This window comes from Rhodococcus sp. 27YEA15 (assembly GCF_049739425.1).
In the GTDB taxonomy this organism is placed as follows: domain Bacteria; phylum Actinomycetota; class Actinomycetes; order Mycobacteriales; family Mycobacteriaceae; genus Rhodococcus_F.
Genome location: NZ_JBMHHW010000001.1, coordinates 1,832,553 through 1,844,344, shown reverse-complemented (window position 1 = coordinate 1,844,344; position 11,792 = coordinate 1,832,553). Strand labels below are relative to the sequence as shown.

Annotated in this window: 10 protein-coding genes; 6 read left to right on the top strand and 4 right to left on the bottom strand. The window is 63.6% G+C overall.

The window, feature by feature from the left end:
- The first annotated feature begins 69 nt into the window (after positions 1–69).
- Positions 70–1,458, top strand: a complete 1,389-nt coding sequence (locus ABH922_RS08465; protein WP_424806489.1) for an FAD-binding oxidoreductase — start codon at positions 70–72, stop codon at positions 1,456–1,458.
- Between the two features lie 50 nt (positions 1,459–1,508).
- Here the strand turns inward: ABH922_RS08465 and ABH922_RS08460 are convergent, their stop codons facing one another.
- Complete coding sequence (locus tag ABH922_RS08460; protein WP_424806488.1) at positions 1,509–2,438, bottom strand: LysR substrate-binding domain-containing protein; 930 nt, start codon at positions 2,436–2,438, stop codon at positions 1,509–1,511.
- Positions 2,439–2,668: 230 nt separating this feature from the next.
- On the opposite strand from ABH922_RS08460, the gene ABH922_RS08455 reads away from it, so the two are divergent.
- From ABH922_RS08455 to ABH922_RS08445, 3 genes are all read left to right on the top strand, one after another.
- A complete protein-coding gene (locus ABH922_RS08455; RefSeq protein ID WP_424806487.1) occupies positions 2,669–3,256 on the top strand; it encodes a peroxiredoxin in 588 nt (195 codons plus the stop codon).
- 2 nt (positions 3,257–3,258) lie between these two features.
- Complete coding sequence (locus ABH922_RS08450; RefSeq protein ID WP_424806486.1) at positions 3,259–3,798, top strand: carboxymuconolactone decarboxylase family protein; 540 nt, start codon at positions 3,259–3,261, stop codon at positions 3,796–3,798.
- Between the two features lie 78 nt (positions 3,799–3,876).
- A complete protein-coding gene (locus ABH922_RS08445) occupies positions 3,877–4,557 on the top strand; it encodes a PhzF family phenazine biosynthesis protein (protein ID WP_424806485.1) in 681 nt (226 codons plus the stop codon).
- Here ABH922_RS08445 and ABH922_RS08440 read toward each other — a convergent pair.
- Positions 4,543–5,241 (bottom strand): hypothetical protein, encoded by a 699-nt coding sequence (locus ABH922_RS08440; protein WP_424806484.1) that lies wholly within the window; start codon positions 5,239–5,241, stop codon positions 4,543–4,545. The two genes, ABH922_RS08445 and ABH922_RS08440, sit on opposite strands and share 15 nt — an antisense overlap.
- Before the next feature lie 296 nt (positions 5,242–5,537).
- Here ABH922_RS08440 and ABH922_RS08435 point away from each other — a divergent pair, with 296 nt between their 5' ends.
- Positions 5,538–5,804 (top strand): hypothetical protein, encoded by a 267-nt coding sequence (locus ABH922_RS08435; RefSeq protein WP_424806483.1) that lies wholly within the window; start codon positions 5,538–5,540, stop codon positions 5,802–5,804.
- Between the two features lies 1 nt (position 5,805).
- Here ABH922_RS08435 and ABH922_RS08430 read toward each other — a convergent pair whose 3' ends face one another.
- Complete coding sequence (locus ABH922_RS08430) at positions 5,806–7,029, bottom strand: aspartate aminotransferase family protein (RefSeq protein ID WP_424806482.1); 1,224 nt, start codon at positions 7,027–7,029, stop codon at positions 5,806–5,808.
- Positions 7,030–7,133: 104 nt separating this feature from the next.
- Positions 7,134–7,784 (bottom strand): Pr6Pr family membrane protein, encoded by a 651-nt coding sequence (locus ABH922_RS08425; protein WP_424806481.1) that lies wholly within the window; start codon positions 7,782–7,784, stop codon positions 7,134–7,136.
- A gap of 71 nt (positions 7,785–7,855) precedes the next feature.
- On the opposite strand from ABH922_RS08425, the gene hrpA reads away from it, so the two are divergent.
- On the top strand, positions 7,856–11,761 hold the full coding sequence (hrpA, locus tag ABH922_RS08420; protein ID WP_424806480.1) for an ATP-dependent RNA helicase HrpA: 3,906 nt from the start codon (positions 7,856–7,858) through the stop codon (positions 11,759–11,761).
- The last annotated feature ends 31 nt before the right edge of the window (positions 11,762–11,792 follow it).

Here is an 11,792-nt window from a genome sequence, read left to right as displayed (position 1 = left end):
ACAACATCCGACCCACGTCCGCACATGCAAATGCGCCCGTCGACAAGTCACGTCGAGCATGATGAGGACATGACGTCCGCGACTTCATCTGCCCTCGACGAACTGATCGCAGCACTCCCGGACAGTTCGGTGATTCTCGATCCGGATCTGACTGCGAGTTACCGGCAGGACTGGGCTGCCGATCCCACGGCCGGCCATCCGGCTGCCGTTGTTCGAGCCACCTGCACCGAGGATGTCCAAGCCGTGATGCGCTGGGCTACCGCGCACCGGGTTCCGGTGGTTCCGCGCGGCGCAGGTTCGGGAGTCTCCGGCGGGTCGAGCGCCGTGGACGGATGCATCGTGGTCAGCACCGAGCGGATGCGCGAGATCACGATCGATCCGGTTGCCCGCGTCGCCGTCGCACAACCAGGACTGATGAATGTCGAGGTCAAGAAAGCGGCAGCGGCGCAAGGACTCTGGTATCCCCCGGACCCGTCATCGTTCGAGATCTGTTCCATCGGCGGCAACGCGGCGACGAACGCGGGCGGGCTGTGTTGTGTGAAGTACGGCGTCACCACCGACTACGTTCTCGGTCTTCGGGTGGTACTGGCCGACGGCACTGCGGTGAAACTCGGTGGGCCGCTGATCAAGGACGTTGCCGGGCTGTCTCTGACCAAACTGTTCGTCGGCAGTGAGGGCACTCTGGGAATCATCACCGAGATCACATTGCGCCTGATTCCAGCACAACCACCTGCATCGACGGTGGTGGCGTCTTTCGATTCGGTGCACGCGGCGTCCGACGCGGTACTCGCTATCACGGGGAACATGCGTCCGGCGATGCTCGAGTTCATGGATCATGCCAGTATCAATGCCGTCGAGGACTTCGTCCGGATGGGCTTGGACCGGAACGCCCACGCGCTTCTTCTCGCACAGTCGGATGCTCCAGGCGCTGCCGGTGCACTCGAGATCGAGACGATCGTGTCGGCGTGCGAGAGGCACGGGGCCACCGAGGTGTTCGCCACCGACGATCAGGCTGACGGTGAGGCGTTCACTGCCGCCAGACGCGCGGTGTTTCCCGCCGTCCTGAAACTGGGAAGCCTGCTGTTCGAGGACGTCGGAGTCCCCATGCGAGAACTCCCACGGCTGGTCACCGGAATCGCGGACATCGCTGACGATCTGGACGTGCAGATCTGCACGGTCGCCCATGCCGGTGACGGAAACACGCACCCGCTCATCGTATTCGACCCCGCTGACCCCGATATGGCCGATCGCGCTCAGACTGCGTTCGGCCGGGTCATGGATCTGGCCATCGCGCTGGGCGGCACGATCACCGGCGAACATGGAGTAGGTCGACTCAAACGCGACTGGTTGCCCGCTCAGCTGGGCGAGGACGTCATGGCGCTGAACCGCAAGGTGAAAGATGCGCTCGACCCGCTGGGCATCCTGAACCCCGGCGCCGTCATCGCCGCCGCTCAGTAGCAGACCCGAGCGAAGGGCTCACCGACAACACTGTTCGCCGCCGGGAGCAGTCAACCGACGTCGATCGCCGCAACCGGACTGACCGATGCGATGAGGTCGGCGAACTGCCGGAACCCTTCGGCGCGACCGCTCGACGAGCGGAACACCACTCCGATGGTTCGACCAGGCACAGGCGCGGCGAAATGGGCGGTGTCCAGATCGCCACGCCGAAGCTCTACCACCACAGCGGATTCCGGAACCAGAGTCACTCCGAGTCCACCTGCTACACACTGCACGACGGTGGCGAGGGAGGTCGCTCTGGTATCACCGGCAAGCGGGTGAGCGTCGACGGAGCGACACAGATCCAGAGTTTGATCCCGAAGACAGTGCCCGTCGTCGAGCAGGAGAAGCGGAAGGGAATCGAGTGCGTTCGGGGTGAGGTCCACCCGGCCGGCCAACTGGTGACCGGCCGGTACGACCATCACAAAACTTTCGTCGTACACCGGGATTTCCACCAGACCGGGAGCTCCAGCCGGCAGAGCCATCACTGCTACGTCGAGGGCCCCGGACCGTAGAGCATCCAGCAGTCTGGCGGTCTGGTCTTCGACTATCTGCGGCTGCAACCCTGGCAGGGCGTCACGCACTGCGGGCAACAATCCCGGCAACACGTACGGCGCTACCGTGGGAATCAAACCGACTCGAAGTGGTCCCGTCAACCGAGTACCGGTACCGGCGGCGCTGGCGACAAAACTGTCCGCCGCCTCGAGAATGTTCTTCGCCTGAGGCAATAACCGTTGACCGTCGGCCGTGACGAGCACTCGCCGCGTGCTTCGCTCGATCAGGCGAACACGCAGCCCGGCTTCCAGGGCGGCAAGAGCCTGCGACAGTGTGGGTTGACTCACACCGGATCGGGCGGCGGCGGTGCCGAAGTGACGATATTCGGCGACTGCGACAAACGCACGCAGCTGCGACAAGGAAGGGTGATAAGTCTGATCAGACATGCCTATCAGTTTATAACCATCCATCACCTTTACCTTTTGACTTATTTGATGCAGAATGGATTCATACCAATAAACGAACACCTCGACCCTGTGCTCGATCCAGCAGGCCGCAGGCTCGTGCGTTGGAGACAGTCTTCTCGGCTCCGCAACCCTGTCCGACCCACGCTCCACACGCGGAACCGTATGCCCACAACAACCCTGTTCACGACAGACGTAGGAGATACAGACACATGGCTCTGCTCACAATCGGCGATCAGTTCCCCGCATACAACCTCACGGGCGTCATCGGCGGCGACCTGTCCAAGGTCGATGCTCAGCAGCCCGATGACTACTTCACCACCGTGACCAGCGACGACTACGCCGGCAAGTGGCGCATCGTCTTCTTCTGGCCCAAGGACTTCACGTTCGTGTGCCCCACCGAGATCGCCGCATTCGGCAAGCTCAACGACGAATTCGCCGATCGCGACGCGCAGGTTCTCGGCGCTTCCGTGGACAACGAGTTCGTGCACTTCCAGTGGCGTGCACAGCACGAGGATCTCAAGACCCTGCCGTTCCCGATCCTCTCGGACCTCAAGCGTGAGCTTGCCGAAGCCACCGGCGTTCTCAATGCCGACGGTGTCGCCGACCGCGCGACGTTCATCGTCGACCCCAACAACGAGATCCAGTTCGTCTCTGTCACAGCAGGTTCCGTCGGCCGTAACGTCGACGAGGTTCTCCGTGTCCTCGACGCTCTGCAGAGCGACGAGCTGTGCGCCTGCAACTGGAAGAAGGGCGATCCGACGATCAACGCCGGTGAGCTCCTGACGGCGAGCGTCTGACCATGAGTGTCGAGAACCTGAAGAACTCGCTTCCCGAGTACGCCAAGGATCTCAAGCTCAACCTGAGCTCCATTGCGCGTACGACGGTTCTCAGCGAGCAGCAGTTGTGGGGAACGCTCCTCGCGACGGCAGCCGCCACGAAGTCGGCGTCCACGCTCAAGGAGATCGCGGCCGAGGCTGCCGACAATCTGTCGGCCGAGGCGTACAACGCCGCACTCGGTGCCGCGTCGATCATGGGCATGAACAACGTCTTCTACCGCACCAAGGGCTACCTGGACGGTAAGTACGACGATCTTCGTGCCGGGCTGCGGATGAACATCATCGGCAATCCGGGCGTCGACAAGGCCGATTTCGAATTGTGGTCGCTCGCAGTCTCTGCGATCAACGGCTGCAACCACTGCCTCGAGGCTCACGAGAACACCCTCCGCCAGGAAGGTGTCGAGCGGGAGGTCATCTTCGAGGCGATCCGCGCCGGTTCCATCGTCGCGGGTGTTGCGCAAGCTGTCGAAGCCAACGAGATCCTCTCTGCCGTACAGGTCTGACATACCAAGACCCGACGCAGAATCACGCCCTCCCCGCCGCACGGCGGGGAGGGCTTTTCGCGCGCTAAGGTAGCGACCATGGGTATCGAAGTGAATGTCGTCCGGGTTTTCACGGACGAGAACGGCAAGCACGGCAATCCGCTCGGCATCGTCGACGCTTCCCTGGTCCCGGAGTCCGAACGTCAGGCGTTGGCCGCCGAACTCGACTACAGCGAAACGATTTTCGTCGATCTACCCGCCGTCGGCGACGCGCGCGCCCGCGTCCGGATATTCACCCCGACGCGCGAGCTGCCATTCGCCGGGCATCCCACGGTCGGGGTCGGTTGGTGGCTGAACCGTCAGGGCGTTCCGGTGACGTCGTTGGACGCGCCGGCAGGTGTGGTCGCAGTCCGTCGTTCGGGTGAGCTCACGTGGGTTCGAGCCCAGGCGGACTGGGCACCGGAATTCGCGATCTACCCGCTGGATTCGACCGAGGACGTACTCGCAGCCCATTCGTCCGACTATCCCGACGGCGGAAACTACCTCTGGGCGTGGCAGGACGAACTCGAGTCTTCGATCAGGACCCGGATGTTCGGTCCCGGGCTGGGAATCACCGAGGACGAGGCCACCGGCGCCGCAGCGATCCGCATCACCGACCATCTGCGACAGTCGTTGCTCATCACTCAGGGCCGCGGATCGGTCCTGCGCACCACGTACTCGACGGACGGCTGGCTCGAAGTCGGCGGTCTGGTGGAGTTCGACCGATCACGCACGGTCTGAGGGCTTTGCGGGATTTCGGCCGGCCTCCAGGTCCGCGTCGCTGAGCAGAACCGCGATCTCCTCGCCGAGACCCACACCCGGCGCCAGCGGCAACTGGTCGCCGCTCCAGAACTTGCCCGGATCGAACCAGTTGACCCGGCGACTGCCGACGAGCAGGCCCATCGCCTCGTAGGTTTGCGCGACCACCTCGGCGCAGTACGCGCTTTCGACGCCGGAGTCGGGCACCGCTGATTTCCAGCGCAGCTTGGGAATTCGGCCACCGAACCACCGAGAGGCCAACTTCACCGTCGACGGGAACGGTGTGCCGTCGAGGCGGGCGACGGTGCGCAGCAGCGCATCTTCCTGTTCGCGGGTGACCGGTCGATCGAGTTGGCGAAACCATCCGCGCTGCCCGTATCTGGCACCCCACACCCGAACCGCGGCCTCGAGATCGTGTAGTTGAACTCCGCGCTGGAATCGACCGGTCCACATGTCCTGAAGCGAGTGCCCCAGCTCCGCATGCCACATCAACGGTGGGAGATCCCCGATCACCACCGACATTCCCACGTGGTTGACCGGGCTGTTGGTGAGCGTCTGAATCGCCCTGTCCGCCGTCGATTCGCCACGGAAGATCCAGATATCCCCGGTTCGGGTGACTGCCGCTGCCTCGTGGAGACTGACCTGCGATGTCGACACACTTTCCATGCGACAACAGTACTGGCAATACACCGGCGCCTACCGATGCGGCCGCCGCACCCGTCGGAACGGTCTTGCTCTGCAACAACTCTCGGTCGGAGGTCGCCGTAGCGGCGATAATCTCCTCGCTGCCTTCGACCGGCATGGAGTCGAGCAGCCCGGTGCTGCCACGCCCGTTGCTCCTGAGTCGAACGCCTGATCTACCGCCGACCTCGGCGCGTACCGGGGGCCGCTTCGACGACAGCCTTGGGCCAGAACATCGCCTCACGAAGGTACCGTCGGCCGGAAGGCCCTAATCTGAACTGATGAATCTGCGCGCCTCGCACGTCTGGAAACTCGTCGGTCTCGCCGGAGCGATGGGGGTGGCCGCGACCGGCGTACTCGTCGCGCGCGGCGAACGGCAACGACGCGCGTACTCGCCGGACGAGATTCGATCGGTTCTACACGAGCGGTACACGCAGGCCTACGCCAAGGAAGCAGAACAGCAGAAGATCGAGCTCGAACCCGCACCGACGACACTGCGGCGCCGCATCAGGTCGATGATGGGGCGCCGCAGTCGGGGCGACGAGTGACTTATCCGAGCGCTGCGAGAATTCCGGCAGCCAGTTCCGCTACCTGATCATCGGTCATCACGAACGCCGGCGAAATCTGCATCGCACCCTGACCGGCCGCACGACCGGAAATCCCGTGCTCACGCAAGGTCTTGACCAACGGCAACGCCTCAGCAGCATCGACCAACTGGACAGCGGCAACAGCGCCGAGCCCACTACGCACCTCCGCGACCCGCGGATGCTCAGCCAACGGCTGCAGATACGCATGCAACGACGCTTCCAGACGCTTCGACTCCCCGAGCAGATCCTCCCGCTCGATGATATCGAGATTCGCCATCGCCGCAGCCGCAGCACCGGCATGCCCACCATAGGTGTACCCGTGACGCCACCACGCCCCCGCATAAAACGGCTCAGCCACAGCCGGCGCGATGAACACCGCACCCATCGGCACATACCCGGACGTCAAACCCTTCGCAGTAGTCATCATGTCAGGCTGCAAATCGAAACGAGTAGACGCAAACCACTGCCCACCGATACGGCCGAACCCCGTCACGACCTCGTCGACGACGAAAAGAATGTCATGCTCACGGCAGATCTGACGCACCTCGGCCAGATAACCCTGCGGCGGCAGATAAACCCCACCCGCACCGATGATCGGCTCGACGAAGAACGCAGCGATCTTGTCCGCACCAACCCGCTCGATCAACTCGAGCAAACTTTTCCCATCATCCCAACCGACGGTAGCCGCGTCGGCCATGAACTCCCCGTAACCTTCACGATTGACCGCAATTCCGGCAAGCGCGGTACCCGCGACATGCATACCGTGATAAGCCTTCTGGCGGCCGACGATCATCGTCTTCTCGGGCCGGCCCACCTCATGCCAGTACCGACGGGCGAGCTTGGCCGCAGTATCGATCGAATCAGACCCACCGGAAGTGAAGAAAATCTTGCTACCCGGCACCGGCGCGATCGTCGCGAGCCGCTCGGCCAGAGCCTGCGTCGTCTCGGGCACGAAATCACCGAAATTAGAGAAATGGGCGATCTTCGACAGCTGAGCAGCCACCGCGTCAGCGATCTCGGTACGACCGTGACCGACATTGGTGAACCACAGTCCCGCCGTCGCGTCGAGATACCGGGTTCCCTCGCCATCCCAGATGTACGCACCCTCACCGCGCGAAACCACGAAAGCGCCGTTCTTCTCGACCGAACCCATGTCCGCGAAACCGTGCCACAATGCCGAAGCCATCGTTAGTTCCCCTTCGAAATACTGTCGTAGTGCCATGACAATCTCTGTCATGGCGACTATGCCATGCCGCCGCACCGAGGCACTTGTCAGCGCCGGAGTACCTGTCACGGGGTGAGCGCGAGCATCTCCGCGTCCGCCCCGTAGCGCCGGCGGGCGCCGATCCGACCGGCCACCACCACGGCCACACCCATCACCCCCATCGACACCCACAGCACGACCAACCCGATGACGACTTCGAGGTATCCCGACTGCCCCGGGTCGAGAAACGGATACGGATACCACTCGACCAGGCTTCCCCGAATCAACGAATAGATTCCGTACCCGAGCGGGAAACTCAACCAGACCAAAGTTCGCTGCAGGGGAATCCGATGCCGCGACGGCATGAGCACCCAATCGAGGAGGAGGACCAGCGGCAACACCCGGTGCAGGGCGGTATTCGTCCACGCATCGCCGGACTGCACGTCGACGTCGGACAGCAGCAACGCGTAGATGATGCCCGTGATCACCATGTACATCGTGACCGCGCCCCGGAAGTACTGCCATCTCCTCGACTGCGGATCCCGGACGGCACCGACCACAAGGACCACAGCCGTCAAGATGTTGCTTTCAATGGTGAAATAGCTGAGATAGTCGGCGAGTACGAACCCGTCCTCGTTCCGGATCGGTATCCACAGCAACGCCATCAAACCGTAAGCCGCGAACACGACCCGGAATATCCGTACGAAGAAGGGGGTCACCGAATCGTGTTTCGTCACGCGTCGATGCTGTCATAACAACGTGGTCTGCGGGTGAGCCTCCCGAGGCAGTTCGATAGGCTGTCGAGAGCATGTCCACTACACCTCCAGCCCCAGTTTCGCCCCGGCGCAGCGAGCTCAAGAGCGCCCTCGCACAGGTTTCGCTACGCGACGAGAGTCGACTCCGCCGCAAACTCGACCGCGCACGCACACCGCAGGCGTTGGCCGCCCTCGCCGAGGAAATCGGGACCGCTCGTGACCGGCTGACGCGCCGCTCGGAAAATCTTCCCAAGATCTCGTATCCGGAATCGCTCCCGGTCAGCCGGCGTAAGGACGATATCGCCGCCGCAATCGCGGAAAACCAGGTGGTGATCGTCGCGGGCGAAACCGGCTCGGGCAAGACCACCCAGATCCCCAAGATCTGCCTCGAGCTCGGACGTGGCGTCCGTGGTCTGATCGGTCACACCCAGCCACGACGCCTGGCCGCCCGCACCGTCGCCGAACGCATCGCCGAAGAACTGGGCACCGAACTCGGCGACGCCGTCGGATACACGGTCCGGTTCACCGACCAGGTGTCCGACGGGACGTACGTCAAACTGATGACGGACGGCATCCTGCTCGCGGAAATCCAACGCGACCGTATGCTCCGGCGCTACGACACGTTGATCATCGACGAAGCGCACGAGCGCAGCCTCAACATCGACTTCATCCTCGGCTACCTGGCGCAGCTACTCCCCCGCCGCCCCGACCTCAAGGTGATCATCACCTCCGCCACCATCGACCCGGAGCGCTTTGCCGAGCACTTCGCCGTCGACGGGAAACCGGCGCCGATCGTCGAGGTTTCCGGGCGGACGTTCCCGGTGGAAATGCGTTACCGCCCGCTGACAGTGGAATCCGGTGACATCACCTTCGATCGCGATCCGGTCGATGCCGTCTGCGAGGCAGTCGACGAACTCAGTGCGGAAGGCGACGGCGACATCCTCGTCTTCCTCTCCGGTGAACGCGAGATCCGCGATACCGCCGATGCCCTACGGGATCGGCGCCTACGCAACACCGAGATCGTGCCGCTGTACGCGCGACTCTCGGCCGCCGAACAACACAAAGTGTTCTCGCCACACACCGGCCGACGCGTCGTGCTGGCCACGAACGTAGCCGAGACATCGCTGACCGTCCCGGGCATCCGATACGTCGTCGATCCCGGAACTGCCCGTATCTCGCGCTATTCGGTGCGTACCAAGGTGCAGCGCCTTCCGATCGAGGACATCTCGCAGGCGTCGGCGCGGCAGCGCTCGGGCCGCTGTGGCCGTGTCGCCGAGGGCATCTGCATCCGGCTGTACTCCGAGGAAGACTTCGACTCTCGCCCGGAGTTCACCGAGCCGGAGATCCTGCGAACCAATCTCGCGTCGGTCATCTTGCAGATGACAGCGCTGGGGCTGGGCGACATTGCCGCGTTCCCGTTCGTTCAACCACCGGACCCGCGCGCGATCAAGGACGGTATCGGTCTACTCGAAGAACTCGGCGCCATCAGCCGCGGATCCGACGCCGCCCACCCTGAGCTGACCGCGATCGGCCGCGAATTGGCGCACATTCCGGTTGACCCGCGGATGGCCCGAATGTTGGTGGAAGCGAAGAACAACGGCTGCCTGCACGAGGTACTGGTCATCGTGGCGGCCTTGTCCATCCAGGACGTGCGTGAGCGCCCGGCCGAGCACCAGCAGGCCGCCGACGAGAAACATGCGCGCTTCAACGTGGAGAACTCCGACTTCCTGGCATACCTGAAGCTGTGGGACTACGTCCGCGAGCAACGCCGTGAACTGTCGTCGAGCCAGTTCCGCAAGATGTGCCGCACCGAATTCCTGCATTGGCTTCGCATCCGCGAATGGCAGGACCTGCACGGGCAGCTCCGTCAGATCACGCGCGGTCTCGGCTGGTCCGTGAACGACGACACCGCCGGTGAGAACGCCATTCACCAGTCGCTGCTGGCCGGTTTGCTCTCGCATATCGGACTTCGTGAGGGCGAGAAGCGTGATTTCCTCGGTGCTCGCGGCAGCAACTTCGCGATCTTCCCCGGTTCCGGCCTGTTCAAGAAGCCGCCGCGCTGGGTGATGGCCGCCGAATTGGTGGAAACCTCGAGGCTCTGGGCACGTATGTCCGCCCGCATCGAACCCGAATGGGCCGAGAAGCTGGCACCGCACCTGGTCAAACGCACGTATTCCGAACCACACTGGTCGTCCAAACGCGGTTCCGCGATGGCGTACGAACGCGTCACCCTGTACGGCGTACCGCTTGTGACCGGTCGCGCTGTCACCTACTCGCGGATCGATCCCGAAGCCTCCCGCGATCTGTTCATCCGCCACGCTCTCGTTCAAGGGGAATGGCAGACGAGTCACACGTTCTTCCACGAGAACCGCGCACTCCTCGACGGCGTCGAGGAACTCGAGAACCGGGCACGCCGACGCGACATCCTGGTCGACGACGAAACTCTGTACGAGTTCTACGACGAACGCATCGGTTCGGAAGCCTTGTCCGCCAGGCATTTCGATCAGTGGTGGAAGGGCGAGCGCCGCAAGAACCCGGCGCTGCTCACCTTCACCCCGGAGACCGTGGTGAACTCCGACGCCGCGGCCGTCCTGGGCGGCGAGTACCCCGATGCCTGGCGTCAGGGCGACATGCAGTTCCCGCTCACTTACCAGTTCGAACCGGGTAAGGCCGACGACGGCGTCAGCGCCCACATCCCGGTCGGTCTGCTCGCTCAACTCCAACCCGTCGGTTTCGACTGGCTGGTACCCGGCATGCGCGTCGAACTCGTTGCCGCACTGATCAAGACGCTGCCCAAGACCATCCGTCGCCAAGTGGTTCCCGCACCGGACTATGCCGTTGCTGCACTGGCCACGGTGAAACCGCGATCGGAACCACTGCAGGCCGCGATGGCTCGTGAGCTGGCCCGCCTGGGCGGAACCCGGATCGACAGCGAGGATTTCGACGCGGCAGCTCTGCCGGACCACCTACGTATGACGTTCGTGGTCGAGGACGAGTCCGGCAAGGTCCTCGCCAAGGGCAAGGACCTGACGCAACTTCGACGTACGCTCGCGCCGCGCGTACAGAAGGAAGTAGCCAAGGCCGCTACCGGAACCGAGCGCCCTGCTGCCACTGTCTGGACCTCGGAGACTCTGGGAGCAATCGAGCCGACTGTCACCAGATCCATCGGCGGCCAGCAGGTCACCGGTTATCCGGCGTTGGTTCCCGAGAACGGCGGCGTCGCCGTCCGGGTGTTGAGTACACCCGCCGCTCAGGCGCAGGCCATGAGGGAAGGCACCAGAGCGCTACTACTCGCCGCAGTTCCGACGCAACTCAAAGCCGTCACCGCCGGCCTGTCCAACAGTCACCGTCTCGCGTTGGGCCAGAACCCCGACGGAAGTCTCGAGGCCCTGGTGGAAGACTGTCGAGTGGCAGCAGCCACGGAAGTGATTGCCGGGCAAGGTGGTCCGGTTCGCACTCCGGAGTCGTTCGAGGTGCTGGTCAAGGTCGCGCGGTCGGAGATGGCCGGGCGGGTCTCGGCTATTCTGCGCATGATCGTCCCGGTCCTGGCGCAGGCTCACCGGCTGAACGTCGTGCTCGACCGAGCCGGTGGCGACGCTGCCGACGACGTCCGCGAACAGGTGAAGTCACTCCTGTTCCCCGGTTTCGTGGCGGAATTGGGCTCGGCGCGATTGCGTGAACTTCCCCGATACCTCGCTGCGGCGACATTCCGCCTCGAGGCTCTGCCCGCAAGCGCCAAACGCGATCAGCAGGCTCTCGACGCGCTCGACCGAGTGTATGTCGCATATGAGAGATTGCTCGGCTCGCTGCCCGAGGAACGTCGCACCGCCCGCGACATCGACGCGATCAGCTGGATGATCGAGGAACTTCGGGTAGGGCTGTTCGCCCAGTCCCTCGGTACCCCCACACCGGTATCGGAGAAGCGGGTATTGAAAGCAATCGAGGCGATCAAGCGCTGAGGCTTGATTCCAGAGCGGACGTTGCGGTGAA

Excerpts from the sequence above, each read along its gene's own strand:
- ABH922_RS08445 (WP_424806485.1), top strand. The coding sequence starts at position 3,877 with ATGGGTATCGAAGTGAATGTCGTCCGGGTTTTCACGGACGAGAACGGC.
- ABH922_RS08465 (WP_424806489.1), top strand. The coding sequence starts at position 70 with ATGACGTCCGCGACTTCATCTGCCCTCGACGAACTGATCGCAGCACTC.
- ABH922_RS08455 (WP_424806487.1), top strand. The coding sequence starts at position 2,669 with ATGGCTCTGCTCACAATCGGCGATCAGTTCCCCGCATACAACCTCACG.
- hrpA (WP_424806480.1), top strand. The coding sequence starts at position 7,856 with ATGTCCACTACACCTCCAGCCCCAGTTTCGCCCCGGCGCAGCGAGCTC.
- ABH922_RS08460 (WP_424806488.1), bottom strand. The coding sequence starts at position 2,438 with ATGTCTGATCAGACTTATCACCCTTCCTTGTCGCAGCTGCGTGCGTTT.
- ABH922_RS08430 (WP_424806482.1), bottom strand. The coding sequence starts at position 7,029 with ATGGCTTCGGCATTGTGGCACGGTTTCGCGGACATGGGTTCGGTCGAG.
- ABH922_RS08435 (WP_424806483.1), top strand. The coding sequence starts at position 5,538 with ATGAATCTGCGCGCCTCGCACGTCTGGAAACTCGTCGGTCTCGCCGGA.
- ABH922_RS08450 (WP_424806486.1), top strand. The coding sequence starts at position 3,259 with ATGAGTGTCGAGAACCTGAAGAACTCGCTTCCCGAGTACGCCAAGGAT.
- ABH922_RS08440 (WP_424806484.1), bottom strand. The coding sequence starts at position 5,241 with ATGGAAAGTGTGTCGACATCGCAGGTCAGTCTCCACGAGGCAGCGGCA.